The sequence below is a fragment of the Allocoprococcus comes genome, from assembly GCF_013300725.1.
Classification (GTDB): Bacteria; Bacillota; Clostridia; order Lachnospirales; family Lachnospiraceae; genus Allocoprococcus; species Allocoprococcus comes_A.
Window position 1 is genome coordinate 35,019 of record NZ_JAAIMM010000022.1, and the last position, 25,674, is coordinate 60,692.

Consider the following 25,674-nt stretch of genomic DNA (forward strand, 5'->3'; position numbering starts at 1 on the left):
TTAGATTTGTTTGGCAGACCAAAAACTATTTATTAAATTTGCAAAGCTCAAATTTTTAGAGTTATAATTCTAGCCTAATTTTGTTCCTGTTTCTATGTGGTATCCGCGTAGGAAGGCATCGGATTCCATGCGTTTTTTGCCTGGGATCTGGAGGGACTTGATGGCTAGTCTGCCTTTGCCGGTCTGGACTTTGAAGCCGTGTTTTGTGACTTCTGTGATCGTTCCGGGCTCATGAGTATCTGCGGTTTCTACAACATCTTCTACTTCGGCTTCCCATATTTTCATCGTTTTGCCTTCCCACTGGGTGTAGGCACTTGGCCATGGGTTTAAGCCGCGGATCAGGCGTTCGATTTCTACTGCTGTTTTCGTCCAGTCGATTTCACCGGATTTTTTGTTGAGCATTTTTGCATATTCGGTGGTGCTTTCACCCTGTTTTTGTGGAGTGATGGTTCCTTTTTCCAGTTCTGCAAGGGTATGGACGCAGAGTGCGGCTCCTTTTGCGGAAAGTTTATCGAAAAGGCTTCCTCCTGTTTCTTTTTCATCCAGTGTGACTTCTACTTTTTCCAGCATATCGCCGGTATCAAGTCCTTCATCCATCTGCATCGTTGTGACGCCGGATACTTTCTCTCCATTGATGACTGCCCACTGGATCGGTGCAGCACCGCGGTATTTCGGCAGAAGGGATGCATGGACATTGATACATCCGTATGGTGTCATTTCCAGAATCTCTTTTGGAAGGATCTGTCCAAATGCCACGACTACGCAGACATCTGCCTGGTATTTTTTCAGCTCTTCGATACATTCCGGTTCCCGGATCTTCTTTGGCTGATAGACCGGGATATTATGTGCAAGTGCACATTCTTTTACCGGAGTGAACTGCATTTCTTTGCCTCTGCCCTTTGGCTTGTCCGGCTGTGTGACAGCGAGCACTACTTCATGTCCTGCTTCTACCAGTGCTTCCAGTGTTCCGACTGAGAAATCAGGAGTTCCCATAAATATTATCTTCATCTTATCTTCCTCCCGCTTCCGGCCTAGACTTCTTCGTATTCTGTGCTGTGAAGTTCACCTTCTACTTTTTCTACATAAAGATGACCGTCCAGATGCTCCAGTTCGTGACAGATTGCTCTTGCCATCAATCCTTCTCCTTCGATCTCGTATTCTTTCATATCTTCATCAAGCGCTACTGCTTTTACATAATTCGGACGGGTAACAATACCGGATTTACCTGGTACACTAAGGCATCCTTCTTCCCCGGTCTGTTCTCCGCTGCTCTCTACGATGCGTGGGTTGATCATGACAACCGGACCTTCTCCGATATCGATGACAACGATTCTTTTGAGAATTCCAACCTGCGGTGCAGCAAGACCTACCCCCATTGCCTCGTACATGGTCTCTAACATATCATCGATCAGTTCTGTTGTTCTTGGTGTCATCTTTGTGACTTCCTTACACACCTTTGTCAGTACTTCATCGCCCATTTCTCTGATTTTTCTAATTGCCATTTTTTCTTCCTCCTGCCTTTTCTTTTAAAATCCACTCATCGGATCAAAATCAAACTGAATCCGCATTTTCGCAAATCCCCGGTTCAATTCAATATATTGTTCCATTTTATCTTTCATTTCAATCAGGATCTCATAGGATTCCTGCTTCAGATACAAAACTCTCCGGTACACATCCTTGACCTTTCCGACTGCCGGAGCTGCCGGACCGATCACCTGTACCTTGCGGTTCTTCGTGATCCGCATTGCATATAATTTGAGATAGTGCATTCCTTTTTCCAGAAGTGCTTCATCCTCACAGGCTACCAGTACCGCCATCAGATGCTCTGCCGGCGGATACCCCATCAGTTCCCTGTAATTCATCTCTTCTGTATAAAATGCCTGATAATCCTGACGTGCTGCCGTCTGGATACTATAATGCTCAGGGCTGTAGGTCTGAATCACGACCTCTCCTTTTTTTCCCCCTCTTCCGGCCCTTCCCGCAGCCTGCGTCAGAAGCTCAAATGTCCTCTCTGCTGACCGGAAATCATCCGAGTATAAGGACATATCCGACGCAAGCACGCCAACCAGAGTCACATTTGGAAAATCATGTCCTTTTACGATCATCTGCGTTCCGACAAGAATATCTGCCTCTTCATTTGCAAATGCAGAAAGAATCTTTTCATGTCCTTCTTTGGACCTTGTAGTATCCAGATCCATCCGAAGCACCCTTGCCTGCGGAAATTCTCTTTTTACCAGTTCTTCAATCTGCTGTGTTCCTGCGCGGAAACCTCCGATATGAGGGGAGCCGCAGGACGGGCATTTTTTTGCAACCGGTTCTTCGTAGCCACAGTAGTGGCACACCATTTTCCCATTATTGTGCGCTGCCAGTGAAACATCACAATGAGGACATTTTACTACATATCCGCAGGACCTGCAAGAAAGGAATCCGGCATACCCCCTTCGGTTCAGAAACAAAATGATCTGCTCTTTCTTTTTCAGACGGTCTTCCATCAGCTCATGAAGTCTGTCACTTAAAATAGAACGATTCCCTTTTTGCAGTTCTTCACGCATATCCACCGTGTAGACCTCCGGGAGCTCTGCTTTTGCGGTCCGCCTCTTTAATTCCAGCAACGTATACTCTCCCAGCTCGCACCGGTAAAAAGCTTCCATGGAAGGAGTTGCCGATCCCAGTACCACACTTGCCCCTTCCAGGCTTGCGCGTTCGATTGCCGTCTCCCGCGCATGATACCGGGGAACCTGTTCACTTTTATAAGCTGCCTCATGTTCCTCATCGATTACGATCAGCCCAAGACTCGGAAACGGGGTAAAAAGTGCAGATCTTGGACCGATCATCACATCAATCTCTCCTTTTTTTGCCCGCATCATCTGGTCATACCGCTCTCCCGCTGAAAGTCTGGAATTCATGATGGAAACGCGTTCCCCAAATGTCCTGTAAAAGCGCATCACCGTCTGGTAAGTCAATGCGATCTCCGGAATCAGCACGATTGCCTGCCGCTTTTCCTTTACCACCTGCCGGATCATTTCCATATAGACCTCTGTCTTGCCGCTTCCGGTCACACCGTATAAAAGATAGGTCTTTCGGATCCCTTTTTTATAATCGTTTTCAAACGTCCGGATCGCTCTTTCCTGCTCATCCGTGTAGGTAATAAAATGCCGCTGCTGCTCTTTTTCTTTCACCGGATTACGGTAAATCTTATGATTTTTGATTTCCAGAACCCCCTGCTCTTCAAGCGCTCTCACCACCGTCATCGTGATATTCAGCTTCTGGCTGATCAGGGAATATTCTACCTCTTCATCATCCAAAAGTGCTGCCATCAGTCTTGCCCGCGCTTTCTGGTTCTTGTGAAGATATTCTTCCAGTTTCTTTTCGCCGGCCTCTCTGGAAATACATCTTTTTAAAATCCGCTGTTCCTTCTGCTGCTCGGTACGCTTGATCGGAAGCACCGTCTTCAATGCCTGGATCATCGTACCGCCATAATATTCTTTCATCCACGCAGCAAGTGCGACCAGCCTTGCCTCAATCATCACACTCGATGTATCCATGCGCAGAATACTCTTTATTTTTTCCGCATCATAATCACATGTTTCCGAAAAACCGACAATGTACCCCTTCGTTTCCCGGTTCCCCCGTCCAAACGGCACAATGACGCCTGCACCGGTCCGTAAATTTCCTTCCAGTTCTTCCGGTACGCGGTACTGAAATACTTTATCCAGTTTTTCATGTGTAATATCTATAATAATGTCTGCGTACATTCTGTCTGTTCCTTTTTCTGTCTCTTTTGTGCCATCATCCTGACGGCTTTTCGCACCAGTTCCCGGTCATCCATCGGATGTCTGATGCCCCGGATCTCCTGGTAATTTTCATGTCCCTTTCCCGCAATCAAAAGGATATCACCCTGTCTTGCCATTTCCACCGCAAAGAGTACTGCCTCTTCCCGATCCCGGATCATCCGATAGGCTCCGGAAGTTTCTTTGATACCTTCTTCAACGTCTTCCATAATCTTCGCCGGCTCTTCCCATCTCGGATTATCTGAAGTGATGATCGTCAGATCCGCAAGCTCTCCTGCCACTCTTCCCATCCTGCTTCTTCTGCTTCCGGCACGGTTGCCTCCGCATCCAAATACCAGTAAAATACGTTCTGGTTCATAAATTCTCAGCATTTTAAGAACTTTTGCAAGACTCATGGCATTATGCGCGTAATCAATGTAACACAGGAAATCTTCTCCTGCATCTACCCGTTCCATCCTGCCTCTTACCGCCAGATGCTTTAACACGTTTCCTGCTTCTTCTCTTTCAAATCCAAGACAGCTCACTGTCTGCAAAGCAGCCAGTGCATTGTACACATTAAATATTCCGGGAAGGGCAAGCTCATATTTTTCACCATCTGCGTAAAATACCGTTTTTAATTCTCCGTCCTCTATACGGAACCGGATTTTTTCTGCCGTCAGTACATGACTGTTTCTGAATCCTCTTTCCTGCCATTCTTCTTCCCGACAGGTAAATCCGTATTTCGCGCAACATTTTCTCTGGAACATATAGCTGCACTGTGCATCATCCAGATTCCCGATTCCAATCCTGCACTGTTCAAAAAGACAAGATTTGTAATATCGGTATTCCCCAAGACTTGCATGCTCGCCTGGTCCGATGTGATCCTCCCCGAAATTAGTGAACACCGCAATTTCAAACCAGATCCCAGCGATCCGATGCTGCTTTATTCCCTGTGAAGACACCTCCATCACCGCATAGTGGCAACCTGCTTCTACCATTTTAGCAAAATACGACTGAATGGTAAAGGCATCCGGGGTCGTATTTGGCGAAGTTACCACTTCATTTCCAAGATGATTGGCGATCGTACCGATCAGTCCGCATTTTTGCCCCAGACTTTCCAGCATCTCCCGGATCATCACTGCCACCGTACTTTTCCCCTTTGTGCCGGTCACGCCAATCACTTTCAACCTGTCAGCAGGACTTCCAAACCAGATCCGGCTGATCCCGGCAAGGGCTTCCCTTGTATCTTTTACCAGAATGACCGCAACATTTTCCGGAAACTTCAGCATCCTTCCCCCAGATACCAGTTTTTCTATCAGAATGCAGGATGCCCCAAGGTTGCAGGCTTCTTCTATATAATCATGGCCATCTGCCCGGCTTCCCTGAATGCAGACAAACAGACTGTCTTCTTCTGCCTTTTGGGAATTACAGGTAATCCCCCGGATTTCCATCTCTTCTTCTAATTCCGGCATTTGGATCACCGCATGCTGAATCTTTTTAAACAGAACCGAAAGCTTCATAAGGCTCCTCTTTTTGGGCTCTTTGTTTTCAGAATATGCTGTTTCCCATCAAACGTCACACCGGATATGAAAATATATAAAATGGGTGGATTTCCTGCTTTCGTTTTCACGCATCCTGTGCGTTTGCAGGAACACCCACCCATCTCTCAGTCTCTATTGATGCTTTTTATCATACTCGGCAAGATATTCTTTAACATACTGTGTATCTGATTTGCAGTCCAGATACTCACAGCCATATTTCTGTCTTGTCTCATTTCCTTTTCCGGTAATCAGGAAAATAGTCTTTCCCTCTGCTTCATCCATCGCTGCTTTGATCGCCTCTCCCCGATCCTCGATCATGATATACGGACAGTTCTGTGCTTCCACATACTGTGCGATTTCTTTGGAAATCTGCTCTACCGGCTCATATCCCGGATCTTCCGCTGTCAGATAAACCTTTTTCGCATACTGGCCCGCTACCGTTCCAAGGTCTCTTCTCCGGATAAATGCTTTCTTTCCGGGGCATCCGAAGATCGATACGATATTATAATCCGGATATTCATCTTTTATTGAAGAGAACAGCTTTTCAAAACTGAGCTTGTTATGTGCATAATCCACAACAGCGATCAGATTCTTATCTGCACTTCCATAAAGCTCCATACGTCCGCTGGATCTTGCCCTCAAAAGACCACTGTGCATATACTCCTTCGGTATTTCAAGAAGAATGGATGCCGCAATGACAGCCAGTGCATTTTCCACATTGAAAAGTCCCGGCATCGTCAGACGGAATTCTTCATCAAACTGCTCTGTCTTTACCATAAATACCGTTTCATGTCCGTCTTTCTGGATCTCATAACCATAAACATCCGCTTCCGGATTCTTTGTACTGAACGTCAGCACCTTCTCACAGACCTTTGACTCTTTCAGAATACGGTCTGCAAAATCTGCATCCATGTTCACAACTCCGTAACGTGATTTCCCGAAAATTTTCAGTTTAGACGAAAAATAGTCTTCAAAATCCGGATGCTCGATCGGACTGATATGGTCCTCTGAAATATTCAGAAAAATCCCCACATCAAACTGCATGTTATCGACACGATTGTATTTTAACGCCTGTGAAGATACTTCCATCTCGGCAAATGTAATACCACTTTCTACGGCATGGCGCAGATGCTCCTGCAATTCTACCGACTCCGGCGTAGTAATATGAGATTCTTTCTTGATCACTCCGTCATAAATATCGATTGAAGAAAGGACTGCACTTTCCTTTCCACCGGTTGCTTCCATATAATCATCCACGATTGCTTTCATATAGTAAGCGGAAGTGGATTTTCCTTTTGTTCCGCCGATTCCGGTGATCGTCAGCTTCTTCCACGGTGCATTATTGAACTTCTCTGCAAGTGGAGGCATTGCCTTACGGATATCGTCTACCAGAAAATATGGAACCTCTTCTTTTGTTTCATATTTTACTTCGCTGACATAAGCAATCGCACCTTTTTCGATCGCTGCATCCAGATACTCAGCCTTAAATGCCGCACCTTTGCAAATAAACAGTGTCCCTTCCGTCACCTCTCTGGAATCATAGGTCAGATATCTTACTGTTTTTTCTTCTTCCCCATTTGAATAAAATTCTTTCATCATACGCAGGTTCTGTAACAGATTTGCGTACTCCTGTAATGTATATTTTTCCATCTGGTATTTATCTCCCTTATATTCTTTCCGGTATTATTCCCGGTACTCTGCGCCGGATCGGATAATGGATTCTCTTACCAGAACATCCATTGCATCCATGCAGTCTGCCGGTACCTGATAATATTCTTTGAATACCGAAATCTCTGTACATGCAAGAATTACCGCATCACAGCCCTTTGCCTTCAGGTCATTATAAGCACGGTCAAATTTGTTCTTGTCTCCCGGCTTTCCTTTTTTGATATCATCATAGATCAGCGACATCACATCTTTCTGGCAGGCTTCTCCCGGAACTACCGGTGTGATTCCAAATTTTTCGCAGGCACGGTGATAAGTTTTTGCCTGCATCGTTCCATCTGTTCCCATGATCCCGATCTTCTTTACTTTTGGATGAGCCTCTACTACATATCTGACACTCTCTTCTACCATATTGATGATCGGAACACTTGTAGATTTCTGGATATCTTCCAGGAAATAGTGCGAGGTATTGCACGGGATCGCTATATTTTCCACTCCCAGCATCTCCAGATCTCTTGCGTCCTGCGTGATCGCTTTCAGAAACGGAAGCTTATTTCCTGTAAGGATTGCCTGTGTTCTGTCCGGCATTGTCGCATGACTTAAAATGATCATGTTGATATGCTCCTGATCACTCTCCGCCTTTGTCCTTGCGATCACTCTTGCATAATAAAAACTTGTCGCCTCCGGTCCCATTCCACCGATAACACCTAATTTTTTCAGCATATCATTCTCCCTGTTTCAGCTTCTCTTAGCTGTAATATTTCTTAAAGTTACCAAACTGTCTGAGATGATTCTTCACCATAGCAAGATAACGTCTTGGTTTAAAATCACCTCTTTTAAATACCGGATTGACCATCTTGTTTTCCTTAAGAAGGCGTCTCATCTTCTCACGGTTTGCTTCTTCTTTGATATATTTGAAAGCAACTGCCTTCGGTACTGTCATCCAGAGATGTTCTTCTTTTGCGAATTCAAGCGGCAGTTCTTTTCCGTAAACGTATTCTTCTACTACATATTTTGCAACATTGAATCCAGATCCTGTCACATAATAATTACTTCGTCCCTGACGGGTGTTGATCTCGAAGAAACGGTATTTGCCATCACGCTTGTCATACTTGATATCAAAGTTGGAGAATCCTACATAGTGCAGGTCTTCCAGCAGATTCTTCACCTTCATCATCAGTTCTTCGTTTGGCTCTGTGATGATAACTGCATGATTTCCAAGTCCGTGTGGTGTGTGTTCTTCCAGGAGTACATGTCCCAGACACATCATTTTAACTTTTCCATTCCGGTCAGAATAAGAAGTCAGAACACGCATATATTCATCATTTCCCGGAATCATATCCTGGATGATCAGTTTATCAGTATAACCTGCTCCATAAATATCCTGAATTACTTTTTCCAGTTCTTTTCTGTTCTTGATCGTGTAGATCTTATTCTGGGTTGCAAACGGATGCTCCCAGTAGGAAATACTGTCAGACGGCTTTAAAATTACCGGATACGGAAAATTCATCTCAAAGTCCAGTCCCATGGACTGATCGTAAATAATCGTTCCCGGATAATCTACCCCATGCTTTTCGCACAGCTTGTAGAAGGTCTCTTTCTGCTGCAGACTGTTCATCAGATCAAAATCGATATATGGTGCAATAATATTTTTCTCAAGCTCTGCTTTGTGCTTACTGATCAGTGCCACATAACTGTCACCACATCCGATGAGCATGATCTTTTTGTCTTTATGCTTTTTTGCAAATCCATTGACTGTCTGAAGGAAATAATCGTCTGTATCAATCTTCGGATTCGGATGATATTCGATGATCTTACTTCCGTAACTCGGTCCTGTTGCAAACTTTCCAAATATATATGTCTTCACCTGATACTGCTCATAAAATGCGCGGGCAACACTGTAAGTATTGATATCTCCACCGAGCAGTACCGGAATAAATTCTCTGTCTTTAAATTCCATTGTTTAAAGAAGCTCCTTTCTATCCCCTTATATTTCTACATATCATCTCATTATACTCCAGGGGTTCTTTAGGTGTCAAGGCATGGAAACAGCTCTGAAAGTTTCCCGGGAAATTTTCAGAACTGTTTTTTTTCATCTTTCTTCTCTTTTTCTCTCTGCTCCAGAACACTACCCCGGATCACCGCATCCGCCCCATACCTTCCGCGGATCTCTCCCATTGCCGCACTGAGCTTTTTCAGCTTTTCCATGCTCTTCTTCGGCTTCTCAGATTTCACCTTGAATTGCAGGTCAAACAGGCTTAGCTGTTCCGGTTCATCTTCATCCACAAGCTTCGCTGTGCGAACACCAAGCAGTCTGATCGGCTCACCGTTCCACAACTCATCGAACAGGCTGCAGGCCGCCTCGTAGATCACCTGATCTGCACCGGATGCTCTGCCAAGCTGCTTCTGGTGAGATACATTCTGAAAATCACTGTAACGGATTTCCACACTAACCATATTGGCTTTCTGCCCTGCTTTCCTTAGTCTCTTTCCCACACTTTCTGCCAGAGAAAATAGAACCTTTTTTGCATCCTCTGCCTTTTCCACATCTTTTGGAAGTGTGGTGGAATTACCGACACCCTTTGCTGCGGTCTCCTCGGATTGCACCTTTGCATCACCGATTCCATTTGCAAATTCCCACAGCGTTCTTCCATGACTTTTCAAATGGAATTCCAGAAGCTTCGGATCTGTCTGCGCAAGCTCACCAATTGTCCTGATTTCCAGCTTTTCCAGAATCGCCACACTGGACTTCCCTGCCATAAAAAGCTCACTCACCGGGAGTGGCCACATTTTTTCCCTGACCTCTTCCGGGAAAAGAGTGTGGGCACGGTTTGGCTTTTCAAAGTCTGATGCCATTTTTGCCAGAAGCTTGTTTGTCGAAATTCCCACATTCACGGTAAACCCAAACTTTTCATAAACCTGGGCTTTGATTTCATACGCAGCCTCCACCGGCGAAGAAAAACGCTGTGCGATTCCGGTAAAATCCATATAGCACTCGTCCACACTGACCTGCTCGATTTCCGATGTATAGGTTCTCAGGAAATCCATCAGTCTCCGGCTGTACTCTCTGTACATCCTGTGATTTGGCGGATCCATGTGAAGATTCGGACACTTGCGGAACGCATTTACCACCGGCTCTCCCGTCCTGATGCCGAATTTCTTTGCCGAAGAAGATTTTGCCAGAACGATACCATGGCGTGATTCTCTGTCACCGCCGATGATCGCAGGGATCGTGCGGATGTCTACTTCGGCACCATTTTTCAGTTGTTCTACTGCCGTCCAGCTAAGATAGGCTGAATTGACATCTATGTGGAAAATAATGTGTGACAATCCTGCTTCCTCCTCTCCCCAAATAATCGAGCAGGCTGACTCCTGCTCGATTTGTATACTTTGTACACCATCTCGCTTAACAGCCAGGTGATGTACATTCGCCAAATGTAGATCCTTGTGCAAGCACAAATCTGCACTTGGCTCATCGTATACACAAAAAATACGGAATATGATATTCATTTTATCATATCCCGCATCCATTTTCATTATTTTATCTTTTATTTATCAAGCTTCCCGCTTACTTCATTCCATCCGCACGCAAACACATACTGTGCAAATTCTTCCAGCTGCTTTTCACTGTATGAACTCAGATCCATCCCTTTCAGCTTGTCTTCTACCGCTTTCTTATTGTATCTCAGATCGGATACATATGAACAGTCTACTCTCTTTATCATGTCATCAAATATATCTCTTTCCATATGCTCCCTCTTTTCTACATAATGTTAATTATGTTGTAATATAAATCGTCCAAACTCAGTCCAACTATATTCTAGTCTGTATTACAAAGACTGTCAACATTAAAAACCGTTGCGGAAATACAAAACAGTTCTTTCGTTTTAATTATGTAAAAACTTTTATTTTTTCCTTTTTATTTTCATATTTTCGATTTAAAATACTTATATCAAAAACTACAACATAATTAACATTATGTCGTCATTCTACAAGCATCTCTAACATTTCCATACTCTTTTTCCATTCCATAATTCCATCCGCAGCATAAATCCTTGTCACCTCGATACTGCTGTGTCCCAGAATATCCGCAAGCTGCACCAGATTTCCAGTAACCCTGTAAAAAATTCTTGCAAACATATGTCTGAAATTATGCGGAAATACTTTTTCGGTTTCCACCCCGGCACTTACTGCAAGCTGTTTTAATTCTCTCCATATATTCGACCGGTCTTTTTCATGACCCGATCTTGTTATAAACACATTTCCCTTTTGAATCCTGTTTTTTCTTATATAATACAAAAGTCTTTTTCTCAACTGATCCGTTAAAATAACCGGTCTGTATTTTCCTTTATTCCACACCTTCACAATTCCGCTTTGAACACTATCAACTGAAAAATATCTCAGCTCACTGATCCGGATTCCTGTCCCCGCAAGCGTCTCCATAATCATTACAAGCTGTTCCTTTCCCTGCTCTTTTGCTTTCCGCACCAGTTTGATATAATCGGATTTCTGCAGTTCTCTTTCCATCATCTTTGAATTACAGCCCTGCGCACGGACTCTGCGGAGCTTCCATTTTCCAAGCCCAACAGCAAGTAAATACTGATTCAGTGCCACAAGCATCGAATTTACACTGCTTACTGCATAATGCTGTATCAGCCACTCCCGGTAAGCAAGCAGAAGTTCCTTATCTATTTCTTCCGCTTCTGCTGCATAGGAATAAAAAGTCGTCACATCCGTCATATATTTCTTCTTTGTTGCCTCCGAAGCTTCCCGCTCGATCAAATATTCCATAAAGATTTCTTTTTCAAATTCCATTCCGTTCATAATGTGTCCTCCTTGTTTTTTCTCTTTACTCACATTATTTCACAGATCTGAAATATTATTAACCGAAAAAGCAGCAGGACAAAAACTTTTGTCATTGTCCTGCTGCTCATATCCGTCTATTTTCCTTAATTGATTCTAATTTAAATCCAGACTCTTTATCCAATCCCGAATTTCAAAATCATTATCTTTTATTTTTCATATAAAAACTCTTCTGAAAGAGTAACATTAAAATCCTTAGCCAGATGCCTAAAATTATCAGGTGTAATTGTCTGCAGTTTATCAGGTCTCATTGACAGCATTTTTACCAGAATCTCTGCTGACTTTTCCGCTGTATGCATGAGTCCAAATGTAAGATCAAAATCCTCCCCTGCTGCAAACATTCCATGATGTGCCCAGATGGCAAGATCATATTTCTTCATAAGTTCACTTGTCGCTACAGCAATTTCTCTTCCCCCCGGAACCATCCATGGAACTACACCGATTCCATCCGGAAATACTACCGGACACTCTGTTGCCATTTCCCAAAGTTCTCTTGTAAAGACTCTATCCTCAAGTGGAAGGACAAATGTAAGTGCTATGATATTAGTCGTATGTGCATGATATACCACTCTGTAGTTTGGATTCTGAAGCTTCTTTACTTCGAGATTCATAAGATGGCTAGGCAGCTCACTTGTCGGTCTTCCACCATTCACAAGTCCCCATACGATACGGTAATTTTCGCCCTTTTCATCAAGCTCTATCATACAGATGGAATCCTCCGGCTTGATTATCACGTTTCTGAAATATTTTCCGCTTCCAGTCACAAGGAAATACTCTCCGGCAAGCTCTGGCACTGTTGTTCCGATTGGCTGCCACTCCTTTGGCTCAAAATTCTCTCTTACTGACTCTACCTCATCTGCCTTCACACGATATGAGAGGTTTCCGCCATTTCTTTCGTGCCAGCCCTGCTCCCATCCGTCATTCGCCATACGTATAAATCCTTTTACAAATTCTGCATCTAAAAATTTCATGATATTTTCCTCGCTTTTCTACTATATTTAAACTACTGTTTTATACTTGATCACCTGCGCAAAACCATACTACACTGTACCTTTTATAGATATGACTATGTTCTTATCTGCATACAATATCAACCGGCACATCCAGTATCTTTGCCACCTTGAGTATTGTATCGATATGCCTGCCGACTGCTGCTGCCATGTGATGTGTAGGACCTGCTTCGCTCCATCGGTTACAGAATTCTCTTGCTCCGATTGAAAAGCGCGTTCTCATATTTGTGTCACCAAATGTGAATATCGGGCCATCCTCGTTTACACCCTCTGCCACAACAAACTTAAATTTTCCGTTCATATCCTGTGTGATTCCAAGGTATGTTACAGCTCCGACAGGTGGATAGAACTGTGTCAGATATCCGCCGCCTGTTTTTCCGTGAAATACATCTACAATCTTCATGGTCGGCTTTTTTGCCTGTGAAATATCAGCATCTCCCGAACCTGAATGTCCGATGATACAGATATCCTCATTAAAGTCGATGGAATACATCTCCGAAAGCTGGCCTGTACCGGAAATCGTTTTTAAAATGCTCATAGCCATAGCAACCTTCATATCTCCCTCAACTGCACAGGCTGTTCCCTGCTTTATAAGCATTGAAAACGCCGGTATCAGCATACTGTCAAGCTTTCCTGCTATTCCCTGGGCAAAACCGTCATAATGAGAGGCTATCATTCCAAGCTCTTCTTCCTTTACCCATTCTTCAAATGCCACAACATATTTTGCCATGTCCCATACAGTCTCAACTGTAGCTGCTTTATTGTCTTTGTCTGGTGCTATATCAAATGTCGCAAGTATATCCTCAGCCTTTGCCCTGATTGCGTTCTCATCTGTGATATGGTCAGCGATCGCCCACATTTTCTCCCAGTCAAACTGCTTTGTGTAAAGTCCCATGCGGTTATACAGATTGGTCTCATCGATATACAGATCCATCATTCCCGGATATGGTCTTCCGATCTGTGCGATATTGGTATAGCGGAATCTTCTTCTGACCTGTGCTGCCTTGCACCACTGTGCTATCTCCGTTGCCACATAATCATCTCCACCTTCTACTACGCCTGTGATCACTGCATGTCTCTTCCCTGCTCTTTCAAGGTCTGCAACCATCTCTCCGACTGCTCCGCATGCATACAGCTCACCCAGCCATTTCGGTGTGTCCGTATTCGCATAATCCGGTGCTTTGAGCTTTTGAACGTTCACCAGAACAACCGGCACATTTAAATCTCTGATTGCAGGAAGCATATTGTAGCTTGTCGCATATGTGAGAAGCTGTAAAATCACCAGATCCACATCTGCCGCCCTGAATTTGTCTCCTGCTTTCATTGAAAGCTCTTTTGTGGTAACAATTCCACCATCCACCAGCTCAACGGTATCCGGTATTGTCTTTTTAAAAGACTCATACTGTGCCTCGAACTCCGGAACGAGTGTCGGAAACTGTGGCAGGTATGCGCCGAGCGCTATCGAAAATACACCAACCTTTGCTTTTGTTTCTACTAACATTTGTTTTCTCCCTTCTTTTGATAGCAATTTTGCATTTATCATTTATAAATTCGGACTATATTCTTTTATTTCAAAAGAATCGAAAATGCATTGTCTTGCAGCTTTTAAATCGTAAAGTTCTTTAGCTGCGATCATTTGTGAAGCTATATTTCCTATCGCAGTGGCTTCGCCCGGTCCCGCGTAAACAGTCATTCCTGTTTCCTTTGCGGTAAGCTCATTCAGGTAAGCTGCATTTGAGCCTCCCCCGACTACATATATATGCGAATATTGCTTTCCTGTCAGCTCCTCTATCTCGTGAGCAGTCCCTGCATAGCACCTTGCCAGGCTGTTATAGATAACGGCTGCCACCTCTGCGACCGACTGTGGAATCTGCTGTCCACTCTCACTGCATGCTTTTTTTACTTCCTCTGTCATGCTTTCCGGTGCTAAAAATCTGTCATTGTTCGCATCCACCACTGACTTTATATCCTCTTTTGCTGCCATCTCACATATTTCAGCAAAACTCATATCCTGTGCGATTTCTTTCTTTACCGACTGTATCATCCACAGTCCCATAATATTTTTCAGATAACGGAATCTGTGATCATAACCGCCTTCGTTTGTCAGATTGCACTTCATGCTGCCGACTGTACAGTCTGCTTCTTTAAGCTCTGTTCCCATAAGTGACCATGTTCCTGAGCTGATATACAAAGCAGCATCCTCCTGCGTTGGAATAGCCATAACAGCGGACGCAGTATCATGCGTCGGTGGAAGAATGACCGTGCAGTTGAATCCCACCTTTTCCTGAATGGCATTTGTTAAGTCTCCCAGCTCATATCCCGGACTTTTTATTTCTAAAAACAATTCCTGTGGAAATCCAAGCTTAGCTATGAGCTGATGATCCCAGTCCTTTGTCTTCGCATTTACAAGCTGGGTAGTTGATGCATTTGTATATTCCTGAGCCTTCCTTCCGGTTAAAAGAAAATGGAAATAATCAGGTATCATAAGCATTGTCTTTGCATTTGCAAACATATCCGGATTTTGTTTTTTTACAGCCATCAGCTGATAAATCGTATTAAAGATCTGTTTCTGAATACCGGTTCTTGTGTAAAGTTCTGTCTCCGGTACAAACTGATACACTGCTTTGTCGATGTCCTTTGTTCTGTCATCCCTGTAGGCAACCGCATCTCCAAGCATTCTGTCGTTTTCATCCAACAGGACAAAATCCACAGCCCATGTGTCAATTCCCATGCTGTGTGGAATTTTTCCCATTTTCAGACACTTTTTCATGCCTGTAAGTATTTCCTCAAAAAGTCTGTCCACATCCCACACCTTATGACCATCTTTTTCTGTCATGCCGTTTGGAAAGCGGTAGATCTCCTCAAGCACCATCTTTCCGTTTTCCATGTGTGAAAGCATATGTCTGCCACTTGAAGCGCCAATGTCAACCGCAAGATAATATCTTGTATCCATATGTGAGTTCCTTTCTTTTTTGTTCTCGGTGGTTCTGAATAATTACCTTTTTTCTGTACTCAATATAACAAAAATAAGGACAGCTTTTTAGAACCTCATTAGTTCAAAAAACTGTCCTTATTTTCCATCCTATCGTGTTTTATCTTTTATGTTTTCTTTTCTGTATTTGTGCGGTGTCATTCCGTAACGCTTCTTAAATTGCCTGAAAAAATAGCTTTGATTCTCATACCCGACATCCAGGGCTATTTCTTCAATCGAAAGCTTTGTATCGCACAGCAGAAGAACCGCCATCTGAAATCTTTTTCTTTGCAGAAGCTCCTGAAAATTGTATCCGGTTTTTTGCTTTATCAGTTTGCTTAAGGCAGTCATAGACTGATTCGTATCCTCTGCAATTCTCGTCAGACTGGCATTTTTACAGTCACTGTTAATATATCCGAGCACTGCCTGGACGATCGTCTCCTTATAATCCATAGAAGAGTTATGGCTAAGATTTTCCAGATGATTCAGCAGATACAAAAATACAATCCCCATGGAATATTGGTTTATTATATCTTCGTTAGCATATCCGTGCAGCATGGATTCCACCATATTTTCCATAAGGTTTTCGACCTGCTCATTCTCCTGCAGTCGAAACAGAAGGTAATGCGAGACCGGATCCTTTTGTCTGAATACGCTTGTCACAAACCGGGCAAGAACATTCTCTTCGCCAAGCATAGATAAAGGTACCTCAAAAAATTCAGGAAGTGCAATAAAATTTATACCTATGTCCTGATAATCCGCTCTTTTTATTGAATGCACCACCTGCTGGTTCAGCATCAGGACATCACCCTTATGAAGTACCAGCTCTTTTCCTTCTATGCAATGCGTAATACTGCCCTGGATAACATACATAATCTCTACATAATTGTGTCTGTATTCCGGAAAATCGACAAAACGGCTATGCGGACGTACTGTAATAAGCTGTCCTCTGCCAAGCAGCAGTTCCCTGTCTATTTCCTCTATCTTTTCTTTCACATACAATTGTCTTTCAATGTCACCCTGACCGTCCAGATATTTCTGTTCTTCTTCCGATACCTTCATTAGTTCATCCAACAGTTTCTGTTTCATATAATATCCCCTTTATAATAGCAGAATTCCAAAATTGATCAGATTCTTAGTGTATGACGTACCTGTAGTCGTACTTTCTCCTACTTTTGCAAGAAAGTCATTTACTCTAAGCATAAAGTATATTTTTCAAAATGAACACCCCCTGGAGCAAAATTTGTCACCTATTCTAAAGAAAAACCGAGTAGGAGGCGGTGACTAACCGCCGACCTCTCACAACACCGTACATACTGCTCTCGTATACGGCGTTTTCAATAGTCATCACATCAGCCCCCGGTGCACAAGTATTAAAGAGCAGGTAAGAAAGGATAGAATTTCTTACCTGCTCTTTTTATATCTGACTTTAGCATTTCTTTGCTAATATAAAGGAATGTCCTTCCATTTTTACTGCCTGAAGGCTGACTTTTTTACCGGTATATAAATCCATATACTCGCCCTCTTCTTCAATCCAGGCTGTCCGGCTCTCTTCTGCGAAATTAAAAAGTGCTGTCATCTGCTCGCCCTCCATCTCCCGCACAACTCCAAGGATTCCATTTTCCCAAGTGTCTAGCGTCCAGACATTTGCCGATGCGTCAAATACTTTTTCCTTGCTTCGAATAGATCTAAGTTTCCCAATTCCATCAAACAGTTCTTTTTGTACCGTTCCTTTTCTCTTTCGTCCGTCTGCCAGCTTCCAGTCAAATTTTCCTCTGTGGATATACCTGGAATCGACCTGTTTTTCCGGATCATTTTTATAGGTATAATCATTTACCTGACCAATCTCATCTCCACTATAAAGCATCGGAATTCCGGATTGTACCATCATATAAGCGTGCAGCATCAGATCGAATCTGACCGCACGTTTTTTCTTTTCTTCATCTTGCTCAAATCCGGCACTTTCAATTCCACACATGGAAGCTGTCGTTGCACAGAATCTGGCATCTCCTGTTATCGGATCTTCATTATAAAGTTCCCCTCGGCTCACACTATCTGCGATCTTTCCCGTGAAGAAGTCATTCAGATATCTTTTGTGCGGGACTTCCTGCATTCCCCAACCGGCAAGTGTCTGGAAATCCAGTCCCCATCCAATATCATCATGACATCTGAGATAATTTAAGAAAGTATACTCTTTCGGAAGGTTGTTCATAATATCAAGCTGCATCCGTAAAAGTCTGGTATCTCTCGTCGCAACCGTATTCCATGTCGTAGCCATCATGGTTACATTATAAAGCATATGACATTCCGGCTTTTCTATGGTACCAAAATAAGGAACTACTTTTTCCGGTTCCATCACGACTTCCCCCAATAATACAACCGATGGACACACAATCTCCCCGATCATACGCATCATCCTGACTATCGTGTGTACCTGTGGAAGATTTCTGCAGCTTGTCCCCATTTCCTTCCAGATATAAGGAACTGCATCGATCCGCAGAATGTCAATCCCCTGATTGGCCAGGAAAAGGAAATTATACATCATTTCGTTAAACACCCTCGGATTCTTATAATTCAGATCCCACTGATAAGGATAAAAGGTAGTCAACACGTAGTGTCTGATTTCAGGAAGCCACGTAAAATTCCCCGGTGCTGTTTCCGGAAATACCTGTGGCACTGTTTTCTCATATTCCCTGACATAGTTTTCATTGTCACAGAAGAAATACCGGCTCATATATTCGCCTTCACCCATTCTTGCCTTCTGTGCCCATTCATGATCTTCGGAAGTATGGTTCATTACAAAATCCATACACAGATTCATGTCTTTTTCATGGCAGGCTTCAGCCAGATCTGCAAGATCTTCTATGGTTCCAAGCTCCGGCTTTACTTTTCTGAAATCCGCAACCGCATAGCCGCCATCGGATCTTCCCTTTGGCGAATCGAGAAACGGCATCAGATGAACACAGTTTACACCACATTCTTCCAGATACTTAAGCTTTCCTTTGACTCCCCTTAAATTTCCGGCAAAATTATCAATATACAGCATCATTCCCAGCATGTTTTTCTTACGATACCACGCCGGATCCTTTTCCTTCTCCAGATCTCTCTTTCGAAGTTTCGCATTTCTTGCATGATAGTAATTCTGCATCTGTTCGCAGAGTTCTGCAAACATTGCTTCATTATCATATAATTCCATATAGAGCCAGCGAAGCTCATCTAAATGCTTCGCCAGTCTCTTTTCAAAAATCTCATCTTTATTTCTCATTTTTAATCAACCATTTCCAGATAAATCTGATATGCCATGTACTCACCGAATTCAAGAGGCATCGGCATACCAGCTTCCATCAGAGCCTCTGCCGGATAAATTTTTCCGGTATTTGAATCTTTATAGAATTGTCCGGCACACAGACCTTTCAGTTTTACATAATTAACCGTCATGTTTCCATGGATTTCGAGCATAATCACATTTACAAGGGCTTCTCTTCCATCTTCTGATACAAACTCCCAGGCACCGACTTCTTCTGCGAATGGATTGCTCAGTCGATAATAAAGCCCATTTTGTACGAGTGGTGCATATTTTTTGTATTCTATTATCTGTTCCCGGATCTCTCTGCGCTCTTCATCTGTCATTTTCGCCGGATCCAGCTCATAGCCAAAAGTTCCTGCCATAGCACAGACACCTCGTGTATGAAGGGATGTTTTTCTTCCTGTCTGGTGATTCGGAACTGCTGATACATGAGATCCCACTGCTGATACCGGATATCCAAAGGATGTTCCGTATTGAATCCTCACACGATCCACTGCATCCGTATTATCACTGCACCAGATCTGTGGTGTATAATACAGCATTCCCGCGTCAAAACGACCTCCTCCACCACTGCAGCCTTCGATCAGAAGATCTGGATAGCGGTTTATAATACGCTCCAGGAAATCATAAAGTCCAAGCATGTAGTCATACTGCACACTACCTTGTTCTTCTGCTGTCATAGAATATACTTCTGCCATACTTCGGTTCATATCCCATTTTACATATTCGATATTTCCCTGATCGAGCACCTGACACATCTGCTCATAAACAGCATCCACAACTTCTTTTCTCGAAAAATCAAGGAGTAGCTGGTTTCTTCCTTTTACCGGTTTTCTTCCCGGGATCTGAATTGCCCAGTCCGGATGTTCACGGTAAAGATCACTGTCTTCATTTACCATCTCCGGCTCAAACCAGAGCCCGAATTTAACACCTAACGCATTGATCCTGCTGATCAGGTCACCAAGACTTCCCTGCAGCTTTTCTTCATTTACCTTCCAGTCGCCAAGTCCACTGTTGTCATCATTTCGACTTCCAAACCATCCATCGTCCAGTACAACCATATCGATTCCCAGATCCTTTGCCTGCTCGGCAAGATGATAGATATCTTCTCCCGTAAAATCAAAATAGCATGCTTCCCAACTGTTGATTAGTATCGGTCTTACTTTTTCTTTATATTTTCCGCGACACAGATTTTTACGGATACATCTCTGCAGATTCTGGGAAAGCTTTCCAAGTCCCTGATTGCTGCAAGTTAAAATAACTTCAGGGATCACAAATTCCTCTCCTTTTTTCAGTGGATAAGAAAACTGTTCTTCCTGCAGTCCCATCTGCATTCTTGTCTGCCCGAACTGATCCTTTTCTACTTCTGCCTTAAATCCTCCGCTGTATACAAAAGACATTCCATAACAGGTACCGGAATCTTCTGTCGTTTCTTTTTCTGCCAGTATCATCATCGGATTGTACTGATGGCTGGATGTTCCTCTGCGGCTTCCAATTACAAAAGCTCCATGTCCTACCGGTGTTCTTTGCATATTTCTTTCCATCGCATGGCGGCCGTAAAATGAAATCACATCAAACTCACCGTGAAGAAGATCAATACAGGCTGCCTGTGCTTTTGTCAGTCTGATTTTATCTTCTTCTGTATTAATCACTTTTGCACTTCTTGTGATCACATCATACTCCGGAAGAACTCCATAAAGTAATTCTACCTGTAATCCTGTCACCTGATCTTTCATATAAATGATCAGAGTCTGGGCTTCCTCTTCGGCAGCATAAACTGCCGGAAGTCCCTTCAAATTGTATTTTCCATTACAAATCTCATATCCCTGATATCTAAGATCGCATCCAAAAGAACCATCTGCATTTACAAGATCAAGCACCGGACTCCTGAAATCTCCTGTCAGTCGACACGGAAATTCCTGCGGCAGCACATCAAGGGAATATGTTCTGTCATTTCCTGTATCCTGCGGATTTCCTGAGAAGCCACGGTCTGCATAGGTCAGAAGATAGTCCATAACTCCATCTGTCTTTCTTCCATAATATAAATGCAGTAAAAATCCATATGCATCAATCTGCATCTGATACGTTGTATTTTGGGTATGTAATGTAAATGTTTTTGCTTTCTCGTTGTATATGATTCCCATGTTCTTCTCCTTAAGCTTCTGTCAAATTTATTTTACTGCGCCATTTACAACACCGTTCAGAATCTGTTTCTGACAGATCAGATAGAAAATCAAAATCGGAAGCAGTGCCAGTAAATAGGATGCAAATGCAAGATTATAATTGGTTCCAAATTGTGTCTGGAATGTCATCTGTGCAAGTGGCAGTGTGTTCACATCACTACCTGCCAGAATTACAAGTGGTGTCATAACGTCATTCCATGTACCAAGTGCTGTAAGTACCGCTACTGTTGCATGCATCGGTTTCATGATTGGGAAAATAACGCTCCAATAAGTTTTCCAGGTTGTTGCCCCGTCTACATGTGCAGCCTCTTCCAGTGCCATCGGAATATTTTTCAGATAACCGGAGTATAAGAGCACATTCATCGGCATATAAAATACAAGATAACACAAAATAACACCGAAAATATTGTCAATTCCCATCTGTGCTGTCTGCTTCACAAGTGGCATCATCAAAATTGCAAATGGAACAAACATACCGCTTACAATATAAAGATAGGCTACTTTGTAAAATTTACTGGTACTTTTACTTCTTCCGATCACATAACCGATCATAGAATGAATCAGAATGGAAAGAACTACCGTTACAATCGTTATCAGCACACTGTTGCCCAGTGAATGCCAGAAATCTGTTACACGCATTGCTTCTGCAAAGTTAGAAAAACTCCAGCTTTTCGGCAAAGATAAAATTCCGGAAATACTGTTTGTCATTTCCGACGGTTTCTTAAATGCAATCACAACTGTAAGATAAAGAGGAAAAATAACGGTTACAAGCCCCAGAATCAATAAAATTGTGATTGGCCAGTTTACTCTTTCTTTCACCTTTACTTTCATTATAACTGTTCCTCCTTATTTCCCAAAAAGTTCATCTGTAATACAGAGATCACAACGATCACTACAAAGAACACAACTGCATTGGCACTCTGGAACCCAAACTGTCCTCCTGCCATACCATTGTTATAAATCAAAAATGAAATTGATTCCGTACTCTGTGCCGGACCTCCTTTTGTAAGAGCCATGATCTGATCAAATACCATCAGAAAGTTTTTCATACAGAGTACCATGTTGATGGTAAAGAACGGAAGGATCAGAGGGAATGTCAGATTTCTGAATTTTTTCCATCCGGTCGCTCCATCAAGGGAACCTGCTTCATATACATCCTCCGGTACCGTCTGAAGCCCGGAAATATAAATGATCGTATTCATCGCAACAGACTGCCATGCACATACAATTACGATTGCAACCCATGCCCATTTTGAGCTTGCCAGGATACTGTCACCTTTTCCGCCCATCATTTTTACAACTGCCGGAAGAATATAAGTGAAAAAGTAATTGAAAATATAGCCCACTACAAGTGCTCCTAAAATATTTGGAACGAAATACATTCCTCTGAGTGCACTTTTAAATTTAATTTTGCTGTTTAATCCCAGTGCTAAAATAAGACTCAACACATTTACAACAATTGTTGCAACAATTGCAAGCTTGAATGTAAACAGATAGGATTTTCCGACTCTTGCGTCAGTAAATAAATCTGCATAATTCCGAAGACCTACCCAGTCAAACTCGCCATATCCTCGAAAATTTGTAAAACTATAAATAACACCTTTAATAAGTGGCAGCGTATTAAAGCAGAAAAACAATGCAAGTATCGGTATCGTAATCAGTAAAAATGTCCGCTCTCTGCCATTCATCTTTTTCAATTTATTCATGATCTGTATCCCTCCTACTTGCCTGCTTCATAATCTTCCATCATACGAATGATATCCCTGTTATATCTGTTCCAGTCTTTGTCAAATTTTTTCAGGAATGCGTCAACATCCTGGTTTATGAGAAATGTCTGGATTTGTGCATCGACTGCCATTTCTGACGGATAATAGTGATCCTGGTAATCCGCCATACGGTTATCCTGAATATATGGTTTCATATCTTCCAGTTCCGGAGCTAATGCAAAATCTTCGTTTTTACAAGGCACCGCATTCTGTGCATCTAAGTATGTCTGGATACTATCATGATCCATCAGGAAATCAAGTACTTCATATGCTGCGTCCTTGTTTTCACATGCGTCCATCACACAAAACTGAAGGTCCACTCCTGAGTTTAATACATTGTCCTTTTCTGAATCATTAGCCGGCATAACAAAAGAACCGATATTCATATCCGGATTTACAGATTTGATCTGCGGAATTGCATAGCTTCCGATTGTATACATCGCTGATTCACCATTTGCAAATGCAGTACATGCATCGTTGTATCCGTATGCAAACGGTCCATCTTCACCATAGTTTAACAATTCAAGCATTTTTTCTGCCACTTGCGGATATTCTTTGGAGAAGGTTGTTTCTCCCTTATTCACCTGCTGACAAACATCGGATGGTGCAAGTCCAACTGCAAGTGCATTCCAAGGTGCAAGGCAGGTCCAGGTATCTTTAAACCCAAAATAAAGTGGCTGGATTCCTTCATTCTGAATTTCATCACAGAGAGAAACAAATTCATCCCAGGTCTGTGGAATTTCCCATCCATGCTCTGCAAACATATCTTTGTTATAGAGCACTCCTGCCGCATTTGCCACATACGGAAGCCCATATGTTCCTTCTGTCGGAACAAACTCCAATCCTTCAATAATATCCAGATATGCAGGTTTTACTTCACCAAGTCCTTCATAATCTGAAAGGTCAGCCAGTATTCCTGAATCAACAAAATACGAATAATTGATATCTCCTCCGATTCCGATAATATCCGGATAATCTTCCCTGATAAAACGTGTTTTCAAAATTGTTGTCGCATCATTTGGGGAAGATATTTTTAAGTGGATATCATCATGTGTTTCATTAAATTCTTTCTCGAGCTGTTCAAATATATCTACCGCCTCCGGTTTATACTGAACCAGTTCAATTTCCACTTTTCCGCTTTTTGAATTTTGCTGACATCCCTGTAATACAGCTGATGCCGTCAGAATACAAGACATTCCCAAAACAATTGCTGCTCTTTTCCTTCTCATTTTTGCTCCTTCCTCACAGGTATATTCGTTTTTAGTTACCGCTCGATATATCAAGTACTTTCTTTGTAGTTGTATTATAACCTACCATTATGCGACTATAAATATCATTGTATTTGAATTTTTATTCCAAAATGCTATTATTTTCTTCTTTTTTGCTAAATGCATAGCATTTTGGTATATTTTAGTTGCAATCTATTTATTAAATCAGTAGAATAAACATAAATATATATATCAACTGACTTAACATCTGCTAAACATCATTTTTTCACGGCAGAGCACCTATGAGAAAGGAATTATTATGAAAGAACTTATGTTTTCAGTATTTCCAAGCGAGAATTTTGTCGATCTTGGATTGTATCAGTTTGGTTACGAACAATGTGAACCGGCGCATAGTTTTGGTCCTGCCGTCCGTAATCATTTTCTTTTTCACTACATTATCTCCGGCACCGGAATTTTAATGGCAAATGATTCTCACGGTGTAACACAGACCTATCACGTAAAAAGTGGCCAGGGCTTTATGATTTTCCCTGGTCAAATCAATACTTATATCTCTGATGAAAAGCTCCCATGGGAATATACATGGATTGAATTTGACGGACTGCGTGCAAAGGAAACCATTGAACTTTCCGGACTTAGTTTGGATAATCCGATTTATAAAGCTACTTCTAAGGATCTGCGTGAAATACTGAAAGAAGAACTTCTCTATATTGCAAGTCACGGAGACGCTACACCATTTCACCTGATCGGGCATCTCTATCTTGCAATTGATGCTCTTATTCGTTCTACTTCCATCATGCAGACATCGAAAATCAGCCGTCTTCAGGATTTTTATATCCATGAAGCCCTATCTTATATAGAGCAGAATTTTCAGAACGATATTTCTGTCGAAAACATCGCTGCTGTATGCGGATTAAATCGGAGTTATTTTGGGAAAATATTTAAAGATGGAATTGGAAAATCTCCACAGGAATTTCTCTTGAACTACAGAATGATTAAGGCTGCCGAATTATTAAAGCTGACAAAGCTTTCCATTAAGGATGTCGGCAATGCAGTTGGTTATCCTAACCAATTGCATTTTTCCAGAGCCTTTAAAAACATTTACGGTGTCTCGCCAAGAGACTGGCGTAATCAGAACAGACTTAAATAACACAAAAAAGAATGCGCTGTCATAGAATCAGACGCATTCTTTTTTCCTCAGAAATGAATTTTCTTATATAAAAAAAACTGCAAACCCTTATGGTCTACAGCTCCCTTACTTTTCTCATGTACCTTCAAAACCACATACAAACTTAAATCTTTACTCCATCCATTTTCTCTTACCCTGTCCTACCTTCTTGGTTATGCCCTCGACCGATTAGTAACAGTCAGC

20 protein-coding genes are annotated in these 25,674 nt (G+C 42.4%); 1 reads left to right on the forward strand and 19 read right to left on the reverse strand.

Annotation, left to right across the window (positions count from 1 at the left end; all coding sequences use genetic code 11):
• Positions 1–69 precede the first annotated feature (69 nt).
• From fmt to G4407_RS11980, 19 genes are all read right to left on the reverse strand, one after another.
• Positions 70–1,008, reverse strand: a complete 939-nt coding sequence (gene fmt / locus G4407_RS11890) for a methionyl-tRNA formyltransferase (RefSeq protein WP_173689067.1) — start codon at positions 1,006–1,008, stop codon at positions 70–72.
• A 23-nt stretch (positions 1,009–1,031) separates the two neighbouring features.
• Positions 1,032–1,502 carry a peptide deformylase gene (def, locus tag G4407_RS11895; RefSeq protein ID WP_173689068.1) on the reverse strand — a complete coding sequence of 157 codons (471 nt, stop codon included), beginning with the start codon at positions 1,500–1,502 and terminating at the stop codon, positions 1,032–1,034.
• A gap of 24 nt (positions 1,503–1,526) precedes the next feature.
• Positions 1,527–3,755 (reverse strand): replication restart helicase PriA, encoded by a 2,229-nt coding sequence (priA, locus tag G4407_RS11900; RefSeq protein ID WP_173689069.1) that lies wholly within the window; start codon positions 3,753–3,755, stop codon positions 1,527–1,529.
• Positions 3,734–5,290, reverse strand: a complete 1,557-nt coding sequence (locus G4407_RS11905) for a UDP-N-acetylmuramoyl-L-alanyl-D-glutamate--2,6-diaminopimelate ligase (protein WP_173689070.1) — start codon at positions 5,288–5,290, stop codon at positions 3,734–3,736. Before G4407_RS11905 ends, priA begins: the two co-directional genes overlap by 22 nt.
• A gap of 153 nt (positions 5,291–5,443) precedes the next feature.
• Positions 5,444–6,961, reverse strand: a complete 1,518-nt coding sequence (locus G4407_RS11910; RefSeq protein WP_173689071.1) for a Mur ligase family protein — start codon at positions 6,959–6,961, stop codon at positions 5,444–5,446.
• 33 nt (positions 6,962–6,994) lie between these two features.
• Positions 6,995–7,699 (reverse strand): cysteate racemase, encoded by a 705-nt coding sequence (gene cuyB / locus G4407_RS11915; protein WP_008370818.1) that lies wholly within the window; start codon positions 7,697–7,699, stop codon positions 6,995–6,997.
• A 25-nt stretch (positions 7,700–7,724) separates the two neighbouring features.
• Positions 7,725–8,936, reverse strand: a complete 1,212-nt coding sequence (locus tag G4407_RS11920; protein WP_173689072.1) for a carboxylate--amine ligase — start codon at positions 8,934–8,936, stop codon at positions 7,725–7,727.
• 116 nt (positions 8,937–9,052) lie between these two features.
• Positions 9,053–10,306 carry a Y-family DNA polymerase gene (locus G4407_RS11925; protein WP_173689073.1) on the reverse strand — a complete coding sequence of 418 codons (1,254 nt, stop codon included), beginning with the start codon at positions 10,304–10,306 and terminating at the stop codon, positions 9,053–9,055.
• Between the two features lie 218 nt (positions 10,307–10,524).
• Entirely contained in the window at positions 10,525–10,725 is a 201-nt protein-coding gene (locus G4407_RS11930) for a hypothetical protein (RefSeq protein ID WP_173689074.1), read from the reverse strand.
• A 235-nt stretch (positions 10,726–10,960) separates the two neighbouring features.
• Positions 10,961–11,800, reverse strand: coding sequence for a tyrosine-type recombinase/integrase (locus G4407_RS11935; RefSeq protein WP_173689075.1), 840 nt, complete (start codon positions 11,798–11,800; stop codon positions 10,961–10,963).
• A gap of 188 nt (positions 11,801–11,988) precedes the next feature.
• Positions 11,989–12,810, reverse strand: a complete 822-nt coding sequence (gene rhaD, locus G4407_RS11940) for a rhamnulose-1-phosphate aldolase (protein ID WP_173689076.1) — start codon at positions 12,808–12,810, stop codon at positions 11,989–11,991.
• Positions 12,811–12,913: 103 nt separating this feature from the next.
• Positions 12,914–14,350, reverse strand: a complete 1,437-nt coding sequence (locus tag G4407_RS11945; RefSeq protein WP_173689077.1) for an L-arabinose isomerase family protein — start codon at positions 14,348–14,350, stop codon at positions 12,914–12,916.
• 42 nt (positions 14,351–14,392) lie between these two features.
• The gene (gene rhaB, locus G4407_RS11950) at positions 14,393–15,802 is read right to left on the reverse strand and encodes a rhamnulokinase (protein WP_173689078.1); all 1,410 of its coding nucleotides are present in this window, start codon (positions 15,800–15,802) and stop codon (positions 14,393–14,395) included.
• A gap of 129 nt (positions 15,803–15,931) precedes the next feature.
• Complete coding sequence (locus G4407_RS11955; RefSeq protein WP_173689079.1) at positions 15,932–16,909, reverse strand: AraC family transcriptional regulator; 978 nt, start codon at positions 16,907–16,909, stop codon at positions 15,932–15,934.
• 340 nt (positions 16,910–17,249) lie between these two features.
• Positions 17,250–19,085, reverse strand: a complete 1,836-nt coding sequence (locus G4407_RS11960) for an alpha-amylase family protein (RefSeq protein ID WP_173689080.1) — start codon at positions 19,083–19,085, stop codon at positions 17,250–17,252.
• A 2-nt stretch (positions 19,086–19,087) separates the two neighbouring features.
• Entirely contained in the window at positions 19,088–21,271 is a 2,184-nt protein-coding gene (locus G4407_RS11965; RefSeq protein ID WP_173689081.1) for an alpha-galactosidase, read from the reverse strand.
• A 27-nt stretch (positions 21,272–21,298) separates the two neighbouring features.
• Positions 21,299–22,141 carry a carbohydrate ABC transporter permease gene (locus tag G4407_RS11970; protein WP_117555417.1) on the reverse strand — a complete coding sequence of 281 codons (843 nt, stop codon included), beginning with the start codon at positions 22,139–22,141 and terminating at the stop codon, positions 21,299–21,301.
• The gene (locus G4407_RS11975; RefSeq protein ID WP_173689082.1) at positions 22,141–23,016 is read right to left on the reverse strand and encodes a carbohydrate ABC transporter permease; all 876 of its coding nucleotides are present in this window, start codon (positions 23,014–23,016) and stop codon (positions 22,141–22,143) included. Before G4407_RS11975 ends, G4407_RS11970 begins: the two co-directional genes overlap by 1 nt.
• Before the next feature lie 14 nt (positions 23,017–23,030).
• Positions 23,031–24,305: an ABC transporter substrate-binding protein gene (locus G4407_RS11980; RefSeq protein WP_173689083.1), complete on the reverse strand. Its 1,275-nt coding sequence runs from the start codon at positions 24,303–24,305 to the stop codon at positions 23,031–23,033.
• 298 nt (positions 24,306–24,603) lie between these two features.
• Between G4407_RS11980 and G4407_RS11985 the strand changes: the two genes are divergently transcribed.
• A complete protein-coding gene (locus tag G4407_RS11985; RefSeq protein WP_173689084.1) occupies positions 24,604–25,452 on the forward strand; it encodes an AraC family transcriptional regulator in 849 nt (282 codons plus the stop codon).
• Positions 25,453–25,674: the final 222 nt, after the last annotated feature.